The 14,884-nt window shown below is 64.7% G+C and carries 13 protein-coding genes and 3 tRNA genes; 11 read left to right on the top strand and 5 right to left on the bottom strand.

Features of this window, described 5'->3' with window-relative positions:
* Positions 1 to 65 precede the first annotated feature (65 nt).
* The 8 genes from ispE (at position 66) to PA6_RS13615 (ending at position 4,836) form a co-directional block, all read left to right on the top strand.
* On the top strand, positions 66 to 941 hold the full coding sequence (gene ispE / locus PA6_RS13580) for a 4-(cytidine 5'-diphospho)-2-C-methyl-D-erythritol kinase (RefSeq protein WP_021701504.1): 876 nt from the start codon (positions 66 to 68) through the stop codon (positions 939 to 941).
* 16 nt (positions 942 to 957) lie between these two features.
* Positions 958 to 1,032, top strand: a tRNA-Gln gene (locus PA6_RS13585).
* A 29-nt stretch (positions 1,033 to 1,061) separates the two neighbouring features.
* Positions 1,062 to 1,136 (top strand) — tRNA-Gln (locus tag PA6_RS13590).
* Between the two features lie 78 nt (positions 1,137 to 1,214).
* On the top strand, positions 1,215 to 2,156 hold the full coding sequence (locus PA6_RS13595; RefSeq protein WP_021701505.1) for a ribose-phosphate pyrophosphokinase: 942 nt from the start codon (positions 1,215 to 1,217) through the stop codon (positions 2,154 to 2,156).
* A 111-nt stretch (positions 2,157 to 2,267) separates the two neighbouring features.
* On the top strand, positions 2,268 to 2,864 hold the full coding sequence (locus PA6_RS13600; RefSeq protein ID WP_021701506.1) for a 50S ribosomal protein L25/general stress protein Ctc: 597 nt from the start codon (positions 2,268 to 2,270) through the stop codon (positions 2,862 to 2,864).
* A 38-nt stretch (positions 2,865 to 2,902) separates the two neighbouring features.
* Positions 2,903 to 3,487 carry an aminoacyl-tRNA hydrolase gene (gene pth / locus PA6_RS13605; protein ID WP_021701507.1) on the top strand — a complete coding sequence of 195 codons (585 nt, stop codon included), beginning with the start codon at positions 2,903 to 2,905 and terminating at the stop codon, positions 3,485 to 3,487.
* Positions 3,488 to 3,523: 36 nt separating this feature from the next.
* Complete coding sequence (ychF, locus tag PA6_RS13610; protein WP_021701508.1) at positions 3,524 to 4,624, top strand: redox-regulated ATPase YchF; 1,101 nt, start codon at positions 3,524 to 3,526, stop codon at positions 4,622 to 4,624.
* A gap of 135 nt (positions 4,625 to 4,759) precedes the next feature.
* A tRNA-Met gene (locus PA6_RS13615) sits at positions 4,760 to 4,836 on the top strand.
* A gap of 56 nt (positions 4,837 to 4,892) precedes the next feature.
* Here PA6_RS13615 and PA6_RS13620 read toward each other — a convergent pair.
* From PA6_RS13620 to PA6_RS13630, 3 genes are read right to left on the bottom strand one after another with little or no spacing between them, the layout of a single operon-like run.
* Positions 4,893 to 5,795: a DMT family transporter gene (locus tag PA6_RS13620; protein WP_021701509.1), complete on the bottom strand. Its 903-nt coding sequence runs from the start codon at positions 5,793 to 5,795 to the stop codon at positions 4,893 to 4,895.
* A gap of 58 nt (positions 5,796 to 5,853) precedes the next feature.
* Complete coding sequence (rimI, locus tag PA6_RS13625) at positions 5,854 to 6,306, bottom strand: ribosomal protein S18-alanine N-acetyltransferase (RefSeq protein WP_021701510.1); 453 nt, start codon at positions 6,304 to 6,306, stop codon at positions 5,854 to 5,856.
* Positions 6,303 to 7,091, bottom strand: a complete 789-nt coding sequence (locus tag PA6_RS13630; protein ID WP_021701511.1) for a hypothetical protein — start codon at positions 7,089 to 7,091, stop codon at positions 6,303 to 6,305. Before PA6_RS13630 ends, rimI begins: the two co-directional genes overlap by 4 nt.
* A 137-nt stretch (positions 7,092 to 7,228) precedes the next feature.
* Between PA6_RS13630 and mksB the strand changes: the two genes are divergently transcribed.
* The 3 genes from mksB to mksF are packed head-to-tail and all read left to right on the top strand — an operon-like array spanning position 7,229 to position 11,990.
* Positions 7,229 to 8,476: an Mks condensin complex protein MksB gene (mksB, locus tag PA6_RS13635; RefSeq protein ID WP_021701512.1), complete on the top strand. Its 1,248-nt coding sequence runs from the start codon at positions 7,229 to 7,231 to the stop codon at positions 8,474 to 8,476.
* The gene (gene mksE, locus PA6_RS13640) at positions 8,473 to 9,174 is read left to right on the top strand and encodes an Mks condensin complex protein MksE (RefSeq protein ID WP_021701513.1); all 702 of its coding nucleotides are present in this window, start codon (positions 8,473 to 8,475) and stop codon (positions 9,172 to 9,174) included. The genes mksB and mksE overlap by 4 nt, the downstream gene beginning before the upstream one ends.
* On the top strand, positions 9,171 to 11,990 hold the full coding sequence (gene mksF, locus PA6_RS13645) for an Mks condensin complex protein MksF (protein ID WP_021701514.1): 2,820 nt from the start codon (positions 9,171 to 9,173) through the stop codon (positions 11,988 to 11,990). Before mksE ends, mksF begins: the two co-directional genes overlap by 4 nt.
* A gap of 56 nt (positions 11,991 to 12,046) precedes the next feature.
* Here the strand turns inward: mksF and PA6_RS13650 are convergent, their stop codons facing one another.
* Together PA6_RS13650 and PA6_RS13655 are read right to left on the bottom strand one after the other, a co-directional pair.
* Entirely contained in the window at positions 12,047 to 12,355 is a 309-nt protein-coding gene (locus PA6_RS13650) for a PepSY domain-containing protein (RefSeq protein WP_021701515.1), read from the bottom strand.
* A gap of 77 nt (positions 12,356 to 12,432) precedes the next feature.
* Positions 12,433 to 14,736 carry a PqiB family protein gene (locus PA6_RS13655; protein ID WP_021701516.1) on the bottom strand — a complete coding sequence of 768 codons (2,304 nt, stop codon included), beginning with the start codon at positions 14,734 to 14,736 and terminating at the stop codon, positions 12,433 to 12,435.
* Between the last annotated feature and the right edge of the window lie 148 nt (positions 14,737 to 14,884).

Genomic DNA, 14,884 nt, shown 5'->3' on the forward strand with positions numbered 1-14,884 from the left:
CTCCCCCTTCCCCTCTCCCGTAAACGGGAGAGGGGTGACCACTGCCGCTACCGCATCGAACCCCCATGACGACCCCAGCCATACCCGATCACGCCGAACTGATCCTCCCCGCGCCGGCCAAGCTCAACCTGATGCTGCATATCCTCGGCCGCCGTGCCGACGGCTATCACTTGCTGCAGACGCTGTTCCAGTTCCTCGACTACGGCGACGAACTGGGCTTCGCCCTGCGCCAGGACGGCGAGATCCGGCTGCACACCGGGGTGCCTGGCGTGCCGCATGACAGCAACCTGATCGTGCGCGCCGCCAGGCGCCTGCAGGAAGCCTCCGCAACTAGGTTGGGCGCCGATATCTGGCTGGACAAGCGCCTGCCCATGGGGGGCGGCATCGGTGGCGGCAGCTCGGATGCCGCCACTACCCTGCTCGGCCTCGATCACCTGTGGCAGACCCACCTGGGTGAAGAGCGCCTGGCCGAGCTGGGCCTGGCGCTGGGTGCCGACGTACCGGTGTTCGTGCGCGGCCGCGCGGCCTTCGCCGAAGGTGTGGGCGAACAGCTGCAACCGGTCGAGCTGGCCGAACCCTGGTTCCTGGTGGCAATCCCGCAGGTCAATGTCAGCACCGCGGAAGTTTTTGCCGCGCCCGAGTTGACACGCGATACCCCCGCCATTACAGTTCGCAGCCTTCCCGAGGGGGGTGGTCATAACGACTGCCAACCGGTTGTCGAGAAGCGTTACCCCGAAGTGCGTAACGCCCTGAAAACGCTCAACAAATTTGTTGATGCGAAGATGACCGGAACCGGAGCTTGCGTGTTTGGGAGCTTCCCAAACCAGGCCGATGCTGATAAAGTCTCGCGCCAACTTCCGGACACCCTGCCGAGCTTCATTGCTCGCGGCTGCAACAGGTCTCCTTTGCACCGCAAGCTGGAAACGGTAACTCGGAAGTGAATGCGGGACGCGATACAGGGGCGTCGCCAAGCGGTAAGGCAGCAGGTTTTGATCCTGCCATGCGTTGGTTCGAATCCAGCCGCCCCTGCCATTAACCTCCCAGCATTCGACAAATACTTTAGGGGCGTCGCCAAGCGGTAAGGCAGCAGGTTTTGATCCTGCCATGCGTTGGTTCGAATCCAGCCGCCCCTGCCATATACTCGAAAGCTGTTCAGAAAGCCGGCCTTTTTGAACAGCTTTTTTCATCGGAACCACACCAGGCAGGTACTGCGCGTGTCCAAGATGATGGTCTTCACGGGGAACTCCAATCCCGATCTGGCTCGTCGCATCGTGCGTCAGCTGCATATCCCCCTGGGCGATGCTTCCGTAGGCAAGTTCTCCGACGGCGAAATCAGCGCCGAGATCAACGAGAACGTGCGTGGCAAGGATGTTTTCATCATCCAGCCGACCTGCGCACCGACCAACGACAACCTGATGGAACTGGTGGTGATGGCTGACGCCTTCCGCCGTTCCTCGGCGACGCGTATCACCGCTGTCATCCCCTACTTCGGCTATGCCCGCCAGGATCGCCGCCCGCGCTCCGCCCGCGTGGCAATCAGCGCCAAGGTGGTGGCCGACATGCTGACCGTGGTCGGTATCGACCGCGTGCTCACCGTCGACCTGCACGCCGACCAGATCCAGGGCTTCTTCGACGTACCAGTGGACAACATCTACGGTTCGCCGGTGCTGACTGACGATATTCAGGATCAGCGCTTCGAGAACCTGATGATCGTGTCCCCGGACATCGGTGGCGTGGTTCGCGCCCGTGCCGTGGCCAAGAGCCTGGGCGTCGACCTGGCAATCATCGACAAGCGTCGTGAGAAAGCCAACGTTTCCGAAGTCATGCACATCATCGGCGATGTCGACGGCCGCACCTGCGTGCTGGTCGACGACATGGTCGACACCGCCGGCACCCTCTGCCATGCCGCCAAGGCACTGAAGGAGCACGGCGCCTCGAAGGTCTACGCCTACGCCACCCACCCGGTGCTGTCGGGTCGCGCCATCGAGAACCTGGAAAACTCCGTGCTGGACGCACTGGTGGTGACCAACACCATCCCGCTGTCCGCCGCGGCCCAGGCCTGCTCCCGCATCCGTCAGCTGGACATGGCCCCTGTTATCGCCGAAGCGGTTCGCCGCATCAGCAACGAAGAATCGATCAGCGCGATGTTCCGCTAAGCGGAACATCCCTGAACGACAAGTGCCCCGCCACGTGTGGGGCTTTTTGCCCAACCGTCCGCACGCTGGTCGCAAGCGCTTCGGACGGTTTGGTCTATTTGGAGAACTGTAATGATCAATTTTGCCCTGAATGCCGACGTGCGTTCCGACCTGGGGAAAGGTGCGAGCCGCCGCCTGCGTCGTAACGAGAGCCTGGTTCCTGCCGTGATCTACGGCGGCGAAAAGCCGGCCCAGTCGATCAGCCTGCTGGCCAAAGACCTGGCCAAGCTGCTGGAAAACGAAGCTGCCTTCAGCCACGTGCTGACCCTGAACGTTGCCGGCACCAACGAAAGCGTTGTGATCAAAGCCCTGCAGCGCCACCCGGCCAAAGGCTTCGTTCTGCACGCTGACTTCGTTCGCGTCGTCGCTGGCCAGAAGCTGAACGCCCACGTTCCCCTGCACTTCATCAACGAAGCCTCCTCCGTTGGCGTGAAGCAGCAAGGCGGCGAAGTGTCCCACACCATCTCCGAAGTCGAAGTTTCCTGCCAGCCGCAAGACCTGCCGGAATTCATCGAAGTCGACCTGGCTAAAGTGGAAGTCGGTCAGATCGTTCACCTGTCCGACATCAAACTGCCGAAAGGCGTCGAGCTGGTGGCCCTGGCCCACGGCAACGACCTGGCAGTCGCCAACATCCACGCTTCCCGCGTGAAGGACGAAAGCGCCGAGTAATCACTCACGCGCTGCAATCCTGCAAAAGGGCCCCTGACGTGACTGCCATTCAACTGATCGTCGGCCTGGGTAATCCAGGCCCCGAATACGACCAGACCCGGCATAACGCAGGGGCCCTTTTCGTTGAGCGCCTGGCCGACAGCCAACGCGTCAACCTCGCCCTCGACAAAAAGTATTTTGGCCTGGTGGGCAAATTCAGCCATCAGGGCCGCGACGTTCGTCTGCTCATCCCCACCACCTACATGAACCGCAGCGGCCAGGCCGTGGCGGCGCTGGCGAATTTCTTCCGCATTCCGGTCGACGCCATGCTGGTGGCCCACGACGAACTCGACATGCCTCCCGGCGTCGCCAAACTGAAACTCGGCGGCGGCCACGGCGGCCACAACGGCCTGCGTGACATCATCGCGCAGTGCGGCAATCAGAACGGCTTCCACCGCCTGCGCCTGGGCATCGGCCACCCCGGCCACGCCAGCCTGGTCTCCGGCTTCGTCCTCGGCCGCGCCCCGCGCAGCGAGCAGGAGCTGCTGGACAAGAGCATCGACAACGCCCTCGGCGTGCTACCCGAAATGCTCGCCGGCGACTGGACCAAGGCGATGCAGAAGCTGCACAGCCAGAAAGCCTGACCCTTTTCACGACTTCATCTCCGCGAGGGATACACCATGGGATTCAACTGCGGCATCGTCGGCCTGCCCAACGTCGGCAAGTCCACCCTGTTCAACGCCCTGACCAAATCCGGCATCGCCGCGGAGAACTTCCCCTTCTGCACCATCGAGCCGAACAGCGGCATCGTGCCGATGCCGGATGCCCGCCTGGACGCCCTGGCCGCCATCGTCAAGCCCGAGCGCGTGCTCCCCACCACCATGGAGTTCGTCGACATCGCCGGCCTGGTGGCGGGCGCCTCCAAGGGTGAAGGCCTGGGCAACAAGTTCCTCGCCAACATCCGCGAGACCGATGCCATCGCCCACGTGGTGCGCTGCTTCGAGGACGAGAACGTCATCCACGTCGCCAACAGCGTCGACCCCAAGCGCGACATCGAGATCATCGACCTCGAACTGATCTTCGCCGACCTCGACAGCTGCGAGAAACAGCTGCAGAAGGTCGCGCGCAACGCCAAGGGCGGCGACAAGGAAGCCCTGGCGCAGAAAGCCATCCTCGAGAAGCTCATCCCCCACTTCAGCGAAGGCAAGCCGGCACGCAGCCTGATGAAGAACATGAGCGCCGATGAGAAGCTGGTCATCCGCGGCTTCCACCTGCTCACCAGCAAGCCGGTGATGTACATCGCCAACGTCGCCGAGGACGGCTTCGAGAACAATCCGCACCTGGATGTGGTCAAGGCCATCGCCGAGGAAGAAGGCGCCATCGTGGTGCCGGTGTGCAACAAGATCGAGGCCGAGATCGCCGAGCTGGACGAAGACGAAGAGAAGCAGATGTTCCTCGAGTCCATGGGCATGGAAGAGCCGGGCCTGAACCGCGTGATCCGCGCCGGCTACTCGCTGCTCAACCTGCAGACCTACTTCACCGCCGGCGTCAAGGAAGTCCGCGCCTGGACCGTGCGCATCGGCGCCACCGCCCCGCAGGCCGCCGCCGTGATCCACACCGACTTCGAGAAAGGCTTCATCCGCGCCGAAGTGGTGGCCTACGACGACTTCATCCAGTACAAGGGCGAAGCCGGCGCCAAGGAAGCCGGCAAATGGCGCCTGGAAGGCAAGGACTACATCGTCAAGGATGGCGACGTGATGCACTTCCGCTTCAACGTCTAAGCCCTCGCCAAGCCCCGCCTCCGCGGGGCTTTTCGTTTGCCCGGCCGTCACGCCTAAGCGCTTGATAAGGCATCAATTTATTCGCAAGACAGGGGTTGACACCCCGCTCGGACAAGAGAATAATGCGCGCCACTCGGCTACATAGCTCAGTTGGTTAGAGCGCAGCATTCATAATGCTGATGTCCCAGGTTCAAGTCCCGGTGTAGCCACCATACAAAACAAAGGGTTAGCGAAAGCTAGCCCTTTGTCGTTTCTGGCAGGGCAGCTTCTACGACTGCGCCCGCCCTCTCCCCGCCAGCAGCAACCCGCTGACGATCAGCGCACCACCTACCCAGTGGTAGTCCTGCAGGCGCTCATCCAGCAGCACCCAGGCGAGGATGGCGGTGAACACTGGCATCAGGTAATTGCTCATCGCAGTACGCGAGGCACCCAGCTCGCGCAAGCCGATGTTCCAAAGCTGATAAGCCACCACTGAAGCGAATAGCGCGGTGTAGCCAATGGCGGCGAGGTTCGCCGGGCTGAGTTCGAAGCGCGCTCCTTGCCAGAGCTCCCAGGCGTAGAACGGTGCCAGCATGAGCAGGCCGAGCAACACCAGCGCGCCGAGCAGGGTGAAGGGTGGCAGCTGGAAGTAGGCATTCCAGCGCCGCAGCAGCAGCGAGTAGAGCGCCCAGTCCAGCGTGGCGAGCACCATCAGCAGATCGCCCTCCGCAAACGACAGACTGGCCAGCACCCGCCAGTCGCCCTGACAGATCAGCCACAGCAAGCCGAACAGGGCCAACAGCAGACCAACCCAGGCCCTGCGCGCCGGCCACTCGCCGAGCAGCAGCCCGGCCCCGATAAAGGTGGCCAGCGGCAGGCAGGTACTGACCAGGCTCAGGTTGATCGCCGCCGTACTGAGCGCGGCGGTATAGAGCAGGCAGTTGTAGGCGGTGATGGCCAGCGCCGCCAGCAGCCACAGGCGCCAGCCGGCCCTGCGCAGCACCTGACGATGCTGCCAGAGCGAGGGACCGACCAGCGGCAGGAGGATGACCAGGGCTATGGCCCAGCGCCAGAAGGCCAGCGACATCGGAGGAATCGCCCCGGTGAAGGCACGCGCCACCAGCGAATTGCCGGCCCAGAACAGACTGGCCAGCGCCAGGCCGGCCCAGGCCAGCAGCGCAGCACGGCTCATGAACGATCACGCCCTGCGGAAAAGCGCCGAAGCCATCTGGGCATGCGGATGCCCGGGCCTAGTCGAACAGCGTACAGGCCATCACCAGGGCATCCTCGCGCCCACCGGCGGCCGGATAGTAGTCACGCCGACGGCCGACTTCATTGAAGCCATAACGCTCGTAGAGGCGGTAAGCACTCTGGTTGCTGGCACGCACTTCGAGGAAGCACTCGCCCGCGCCAAGCTGGCGGGCGCGCTGCATCAGGTGCTCCAGCAACTGCAACCCCAGCCCGCGGCCCTGGCTCTGCGGGCGCACGGTGATGTTGAGCAGGTGTGCCTCGTCGAGAATGATCTGGATGATGCCGTGACCGATCTGCTCATCCCCGTCGAACATCAGCCAGCAGTCGTAGGACTTGAGGCCATCGGCGAACAGGTTGCGGCTCCAGGGATGACTGAAGGCCGCATTCTCGATCTGCACCACGCGGTCGAGGTCCGCCTCGGTCATCGGGCGGAAGTGGATAGCGGCACTCATGACGGCTGCTTCCAGCGCGGCATGATGCGGCGCATGGCACGCCAGACCTCGACCTTGCGCTCGGGCTCGTCCATCAGCAGCTCAAGGCTCGGCAGCGCCCAGGCAGCGCCCAGGCCCTCGACCTGCAGCTCGCGGTTGTAGGCCTCGGCATCCGCCTCACCGGCAAAGCGCACGGCGGGCAGGCCGATCAGCCACAGGCAGCGGCAGGGCTCGGCCTCCAGCTGGCCGGCCAGCACGCCCTGTACGTAGTCGCGGGCGGCATCCGGGCCCTGGTCCAGGTTGCCGCGGGTGAGCAGCGGCCAGCGGATCGGCGAGCCATCGCCGACCTGCTGCGGTGCATCCGGCAGACCGGCGGCGCGCAACAGGTCCTTGAGCAACAGATAGGAAGGGTCGCGGCTCTGGAACGGTTCGCCGGTGGCCAGCTCGACCAGCAGCGCGCAGTCGCCCGCGCGCAGCAGCTGCAGGGCGAAGCGTGGGGGCGGCAGCACCGGCTTGGCCTCGGCCACCGGCGCTTGCTCCGGCTCGGCCTTGGCCTCCGGCTTGGCGAATACCTTGGATGCGGCCGACGGGCGCGGCACTTCGATAGCCGGGCGCGGCGGCTCGACCGCTGTCTTGGCCTCGACCACCGGCGCAGTGACGGGCACAACGGGCGCGACTTCCGGCTCGGGCAACGGCTGCAGCAACTCGGCGCGCGAGGCCGCGGCAAATGGCAGCTCCACGCGCGGCAACCAGCTGGCCACCTGCATGGCGGTCAGATAGGCGCGACGGCGGACTTCTTCGATCAAGAGCGGCTTCCAGGACGGACGGAATCAGGCGCGAATTGTGGACTGAATCGGCCCCCGGGAAAAGGCCGATGGAGTGACGGTCATGCACAGGCCCTTTCCAGTACAATCCGGGCTTTTGCGACGGACCGACCCCGCCCATGATCGACCCCAAGCGCGTGTTGCGCGCCCTCGCCGAGCACTGGACGCTGCTCGAACCGCTGTGCGAGCGCTTCGACACCGGCACCCTGAGCCTGGTGGAGCTGCGCAACCAGCTCAGCACGCAGCTGCCCGAGGGTAGCCCCGCCGACATCACCGCCCTGCTCGACCAGTGGATCCGCCTGGACATCCTGGTGCCGGTGGCCAAGAGCCCCAACCGCTTCGAGCTGAACGCACAGATCCACGACTTCCTCGCCTACCTGCGCCGTGAGCACCGCCTCGGCCTATGCCTGGAGATCGAAGCCTACCTGCGCCACCTGGAGCGCCTGGCCGGCTATATCCAGGACGCCTTCGAGGTGCGCGACGGCAACGACCTGGCGCGCCAGCTGCGCCTGCTCGATATGCGCGTCAGAGACGTGCTCAAGAAACTGGCCAACGACGAGCAGGCCCTGGTCGGCGTGGCCGAGCGGGCCAAGACCTCGGACCGGCAGATTCCGCTACGGCAGCGCTACGCCGAGGTGCTGGCAACCTGGGACGAATATGTCGAGCCGATGATCCAGCTGGTCTCCGCCGACGGCGCCTTCGAGCAGGGCGTGCGCCGCGTCGAGCAGGTGCTGCTGCGTCTGCTCGGCGAACAGCAGCGCCTCGGCCAGCTGGTCGACGACGACCTGCTGCTGCGTACCCATGCGCGCATCCTGGAGATGCAGACCGTCGCCCAGCTGACCCTGCGCAAGGCCCGCGAGCTGCTGCTGCCGCTGCGCGAGGAAGCACGCCGGCACAACGCCGTGACCCGTGGCGCGGCGCTGGCCCTGTCGGTGATCCGCAAGAAGGGTCTGGACGCCCTGCCGCAGGCCTCGATGCCGCTGTTCACCCGGCCGCAGAGCACCTTCCTCGGCACCGCCAGCCAGGTGGAAAGCTACGTCTACGCCCTGGCCCGCTTCCAGCCCAAACCCAACCAGTTCCCCCGGGCCAGTGGCGCGCGCAAGGGCGCTGCGCCCAAGGCGCCCCGCACCGCCCGCGAGATGATCGAGCGCTGCGAGCAGGCCCTGCCGCTGCCGGACCTGATGACCTGGCTGCTGGAACAGGAGCCGGAAGGCGCCACCGACGAACTCCTCTACTGGTTCTCGCGGCTGTCGCGTGACGGCCGCTTCCAGCGCGAGCGCCTCGAGCGCCGCGACTACCTCACCCGCGAGCATCAGGTCAGCCTGAGCTCCTATGCCCTGATCAAGCCGGCCGGGACCTCCGCATGAATATCGATCTGAAAGAACTCACCCAGCTCGCGCCGATCTTCCGCGAGCTGTTCAAGGGCTACCACATAAGCCGTGCCGCCCCCGAGCTGTATACCCAGCTGTCCAACCAGCAGGACGCCTACCGCGCGCTGTTCAAATCGCTCGGCTACGAGCTGGTGTGCGACAGCCGCGGCTTCTACTACTTCGTCCCCGAGCAGATGGGCGCCCAGGTCAACAAGACTGCCCAGCGCCTGGCGCTGTTCACCTTTATCCTGGTCGAGCACCTGGCCGACCAGGGCCGCGACCCGCTGGCCGTGCTCGACGGTGGCAGCCTCGGCCGCGACGAGCTGCCGCCGCTGCTGGAGAAGTACAAGGACCTGTTCCTGCAGGCCGAGGTCACCACCCAAGAAGAATTGGAAGAGAAGGTCATGCGCCGCCTGGCTCAGCTCGGTTTCGCCAGCGAGGAGAACGGCGTGTACCGCTTCCTCGCACCGATGCACCGCTTCCTCGACGTGTGCCTGTCGGTGCAGCAGGACCGCGACCTGGCCGCCAGCCTACACAGCAACCTGCCTCTGCCGACACCGGAACTGGTGGTCGACGAAGCCGAGGAAGACATCGTGCGCATCGAGCCGCTGCCCGCTGCCAGCGAAGAATCCGAGGAAGAGGCCCTGGCCCGAGCCATGGCCGAGGAACGTGACGCCCAGGAGATCGACGCATGAGCCAGGAACGCTACGGCATCCGCCGCTTCGCCCTGCTGAACACCGCAGGCTACAGCCTCGGCATCTTCCCGCTGGAGAACCCGCTGTCGGTCTACGGCGCCAACAACCTGGGCAAGTCGGCGTCAATCAACGCGCTGCAGTTCCCCATCCTCGCGCGCATGTCCGATATGAGCTTCGGCAAGTACAGCCTGGAAGCCTCGCGCAAGTTCTACTTCGCCAGTGACACCAGCTACATCCTGGTCGAGGTCGCCCTGCCCCACGGCCCTCATGTGATCGGCGTGGCCGGGCGCGGCCCGGGCGGCGGTTTCGGCCACCAGTTCTTCGCCTACCAGGGCGAGCTGCATCTGGAACACTACCAGCAAGACGGCGTCTGCCTGCGCCAGCGCGAGCTGTTCAAGAACCTCGGCCAGGCCGGCATCACGCCCTATGAACTGAAGCCCGAGGAACTGCGCCGCCTGCTGGTCGGCGGCCACACCAGCATCCCGCTGGACCTGACCCTGATCCCGCTGCGCTCCACCAGCGAACAGAGCCTGAAGACCTTCCGCGCCCTGTTCATCAACCTGCTGCATATGCGCGAGATCACCGCGGCCAAGCTCAAGCAGCTGTTCCTCGATGCCTTCGAGCACAGCCTGCGTTCCGGCAGCGTCGACTATATCGCCGCGACCGAGGAAGCCTTCCGCGACGTGCGCCGCATGGAGCAGGACTACCAGGCACTGGTCGCGGCCGGCCCGCTGGTCGAGGCTCTGTCCGGCGGCGTGGCTCAGCGCGAAGTGCTGCGCGGCAAGCTGCACCGCCTCTCGCCGCTGCTGGATAACCTGCTCGGCGCCTGGCAGGACTACTCCGGCGCGCGCAAGGAAGAGCTGGTGATCCAGGCCGAGCACTACCGCCGCGAGCAGGACGGCCTGCAGAGCGAGCAGCGCGGCGGCACCGCCGAGCTGATGCGCCTGGAGCGCGAGATCAGCGAGATCCAGCGCTGGCTCGGCGAGCTGTCGGTGCTGAAGAACCGCTTCGCCCTGGTCACCGACGCCAAGGTGCTGGAGGAGCAACTGCTCGCCGCCAAGGATGCTCACGACGAGCTGGCCGGCGCCCTGGCGCAGTCGCGCCAGTTCTCCGCCGAGGACCTGGACGAGCGCCTGCGCGACCTGGAGAAGCGCCTGAAGTCGGTCAAGCAGCAGCTCGACCACGCCGACAACAACAGCTACTCGCGCCTGCGCGAGGAGTTCAGCCAGGCCGACGTCGACCGCCTGATGCGTCTGTTCAACGGCCAGCTGTTCAGCCTGCCACTCGGCGAGAAAGGCATCCAGGCCGAAGGTGACGACTGGGTCAAGGCGGTAGAGGCCGTGCTGGATCGCTTCAAGGGCGACACCTTCGCCGTGCCGGGCCTGTCCATCGACCTCTCGCATATCGAACCGCCGGCCCTGCAGGCCCTGGCCGACCGTGCCGCCCTGCGCGACCAGAAGGACCGCCTGGAGCGCGAGCTCAAGCAGCTCAAGACCCAGCAGGCGGTGGCCAACGACCGCGCCGCGAGCAAGGCCCAGGCCGAGCAGCTGTACCAGGCCGTGCTGGACGCGCAGAAAGCCCTGGAAGACTTCCGCAAGAGCCAGACCCTGGCCGCCGAGGAGCCGGCCAAGCTGGAGCAACTGGCCCAGGCCGAAGCCGCCCAGGACGAACTCAAGCGCGCATCGGACGCCTTCACCGAGCGAGTGCAGCAGCTGTCCGCCAAGCTGCAGCTGGTCGGCCGCCAACTGGCCGATCTGGAAGCCAAGGAACGTACTCTGGAAGACGCCCTGCGCCGTCGCCAACTGCTGCCGGCCGACCTGCCCTTCGGCACGCCCTTTATGGAGCCGGTCGACGACTCGCTGGAGAACCTGCTGCCGCTGCTCAACGACTACCAGGACAGCTGGCAGGCGTTGCAGCGCATCGACGGCCAGATCGACGCGCTGTATGCCCAGGTGCGCCTCAAGGGCGTGGCCAAGTTCGACAGCGAGGATGACCCGGAGCGCCGCCTGCAGCTGCTGGTCAACGCCTATGCGCACCGCCAGGACGAGGCGCTCACTCTAGCGAAGGCCAGACGTGCGGCGGTCACCGACATCGCCCGGACCCTGCGCAATATCCGCAGCGACTACGACAATCTGGAACACCAGCTGGCGCTGTTCAACCGCGAGATCAACAAGCGCCAGGTCTCCAACCTGGAGAGCTTCCGCATCGTCCTGGCGCCCAACCGCGACGCGCTCAAGCACATCGACCAGATCATCCACAGCGCCGGCCAGTACGAGGAAGGCGAGACCCTGTCGGTGTTCGATCTAAGCCAAAGCGCCGAGCAGGACGCCAAGAACGAAGAGGCCAAGGACTATCTGTCGCGCCTGGTGGCGGCCAACGGCAACCAGCTGGGCCTCAAAGACCTGTTCGAGCTGGCTTTCGAGATCACCAAGGTCGGCGGTCAGCCGGTGATGCACACCGACATCGATGGCGCCGCCTCCAACGGCACTACCATGACCATCAAGGCGCTGACCAACATGTACCTGCTGCTGCACCTGATGGACCGCGAGCAGGCCGGCAAGGTGCGCCTGCCCTACTACCTCGACGAGGCGGCGGATATCGACGAGCGCAACCAGCAGGCGCTGATCGAGACCAGCCTGCAGCTGGGCTTCGTACCGATCCTCGCCTCGGTGAAGCCGCAGGTCTCGGCCCATGTGGCCATCGACCTGGAAGGCGGCAGCGGGCCCAACGGTATCTACATCGACGAGGCGGACTGGAAGTTCATCAGGCGCCGCGAGACTTCCAAGGTCACCGAGGAGCAGGCCGAGCTGGCCTGATTCCTTCGCGCAAACGAAAAGGGCCGCTGCTGCGGCCCTTTTTCTTGGGGATGGGATCAATCGTCCTGGTGATCCTGCAGGATCTGGCCATTAGTGGCGTCCAGCTCCAGATCCCACTTCACGCCCTGGGCGTCGCGCACTTCCACCTGGTAGATGTAGCGGCCGTACTCTTCTTCCAGCTCGGTCTCGGTGACCTGGCCGCCGGGGTGCTTGGCCAGGGCGGCGGCGTTGAGCTTGTCGAAGCTCTGGATGGTGCCGGCGTCGCGCAGTTTCAGAGCCTCGTCCGGACCAAGGTCACGGGCTTGGGCGATACCGGCAGTGGCGGCGAGAGTGGTGATGGCGAAAAGGGCAGTCAGCTTGTTCATCTGGATTCTCCGTCGGGAGTGATTGGTTTCGACGGGGGCCACGATAGCCAAGCCGACTTAAACCAAGCTGAATGCACCTAGTTCTCCAGGGCGATCTTCGGCACCCACTGCAACCACTGATCGTTCGGCTCGTCGTGCAGGGCGAAGGTCTGGCCGGCCTTGGCCGGGCCGCCCATCTCCGGGTTGTTCGGCGTGGCGAAGGCGATACCGCCCTCCAGCAACGCTTCCAGGGACTCGGTGCGCACTTTCACACCCTTGAACAGACCGGCATCCACACCGATACCACTGGCATTCCAGAAGCGCGTACCGCTACGCACCAGAGGCGCATAGCGCGGCTCGATCAAGATATGTATCAGCACGCGGTCCGAGGTGGGGCCGAGCTCGAACTCGGTCACCTTGCCCACCGGTACCTCACGGTAGCTGACCACCACGCCGGGTTTGATCGAGCCACGGCGTGCGGCGCTCAGCACCAGGCGCAACCCGGCCTCCTGCACCTCGGCCGTCGGAGCCTGCTTGCGCGCTTCGAAGTAGAGCTGCTGCTTGCCCGGTTTGGCAGCCGGCAGCACTTCCAGATACTGGCCGCTGACCAGCGTATCGAGGTTGGCGGTACGCACCAGGCCGAGCTCGGGCTTGACCACCCAGAACAGGCTGCCGGCACTGGCAATGCGCTCACTGGCCTTGATGATGCGGGCATTGAGCAACACGGCCTGCAGATCACTGGTCAGCTCCACACTCTCGACCTTGCCCACATCGATGCCTTTATAGCGAATGGCAGTGCCGGGATTTATGCCATCGCCACTCAGCACCTTGATCTGAATCGCCACGCCTTCCTGCACCGCCTCTTCGCGGTTCGGGTGCAGGGTGAAGCGCTGGATCTTGCGGTTGACCTTCGCACTCATGTCGGGAGTCTCGAAGGTCACACCACCGGCCAGCAAGGTCTGCAACGACTCGCTCTTGACCTCAATGCCGCTGGAGATGCCGCCCTTGAGCGTCAAGCCACTGGCGTTCCAGAAGCGGGTCGAGCTGTTCACCAGGCTGGCGTACTCCGGCTCGATATGCGCGCCGAATACGACCCGCTTGCGATCACGGGAGAACTGGAAGCTCTGAATGGTACCGACCTTGACCTGGCGGTAGAGGATCGGACTGCCTACCTCGAGCGACCCCAGGTTGTCGGCGAACAACACCAGATGCAGCCCCGGAGCGTCTATGTCCAGGGGCGGCGCCTTGGCCCGCGAGACGAACTCGCGCATTGGCGGATTACCCTTGGGCCCCGGCTTGATGGCGATGTAGTTGCCCTTGACCAGCGCCTCCAGGCCGGTGATGCCGGCCAGGGAAATGGACGGCTTGACCATCCAGAACTCCGCACCCTCGGTCAGGTAATCCTCGGTACGCGGGTCGAGCGTCAGGTCGACCGAGGCACTGGCCAGATCCTCATCGATCTTGATGGTCTTCAGGGTGCCGACCTGGATGCCCTTGTAAACGACCGGAGTACGCCCCGGCTCGACACCTTCGAAGTCCTGCAGTTTGAGGGTGACCTTGATACCGGCCTGGGCGGCATCGAAGTCCTCGTAAAGGCGGAAAGGAATGCTGGGGTCAGTGGGCGGACTGTCCTTGCGGTGCTCCGGAGTAGCAAAGGCAATACCGCCCGCCACTATGCTGGCCAGGGATTCGGTACGCACCTTGACCCCGGACAGCCCCGCATCGATAGAGACGCCGCTGGCGTTCCAGAAGCGCGTGTGCTTGCGTACCAGGCTGGCAAACTCGGGCTGGATGAAAAGCTTGATCTCCACCGTGCTCTGATCTTCGGCCAGGCGATAACTCTTCACCCTGCCGACCTGAATCTGCTTGTAGAACACCGGACTGTCACGATCCAACGAGCCCAGGCGTTCAGCCTTGAGGGTGAGGTGCAAACCGGGAACCGTGTCGGCCAGAGGTGGTGCTTCGGTCAAGGCGACGAACTTGCGCGTCGGCTCGCCATCGCCAGGGCTGGCGGTAATGTAGTTGCCGGAAACCAGGGTCTCCAGACCGGTGATACCTGCCAGGGAAACACTGGGCTTCACCAGCCAGAAACGGGTATTGCTGCGCAGATGGCGATCGACCCGCTTGTCCATCTCCAGGGTGACACGCACACCGCGCTGATCGCCCTGATCATCCAGCTCCATGCCGATCACCTTGCCGATCGACATCCCCTTGTAGATGACCTCGGTCTTGTTGACCTGAATGCCATCCCCCGACGGGAAGAAGATCTCGATCTCGATACCGGCCTCGCTGTAGGCCCGGTAGGCCAGCCGCCCGCCGATCAGCAACGCGATCAGCGGCAACACCCAGATGGCAGACCAGTTGGTGGTACGGCGGGTCTTTGCGGTGCTCAGCTCGGTCATGCAGGAAGGCTCCATTCCTCAGGGCGGGTCGGCCAGGCTTACTAAGTCAGCACCCGCTATCAAGCTAGTTTATCGGCTGTGGCGCAAGCCTAACCCATGCGCCCTGCAACCGCATGCTTACCCGCGCATGCCGATGAATTTTCGGTAT

Source organism: Aquipseudomonas alcaligenes NBRC 14159 (genome assembly GCF_000467105.1).
GTDB classification, from domain to species: domain Bacteria; phylum Pseudomonadota; class Gammaproteobacteria; order Pseudomonadales; family Pseudomonadaceae; genus Aquipseudomonas; species Aquipseudomonas alcaligenes.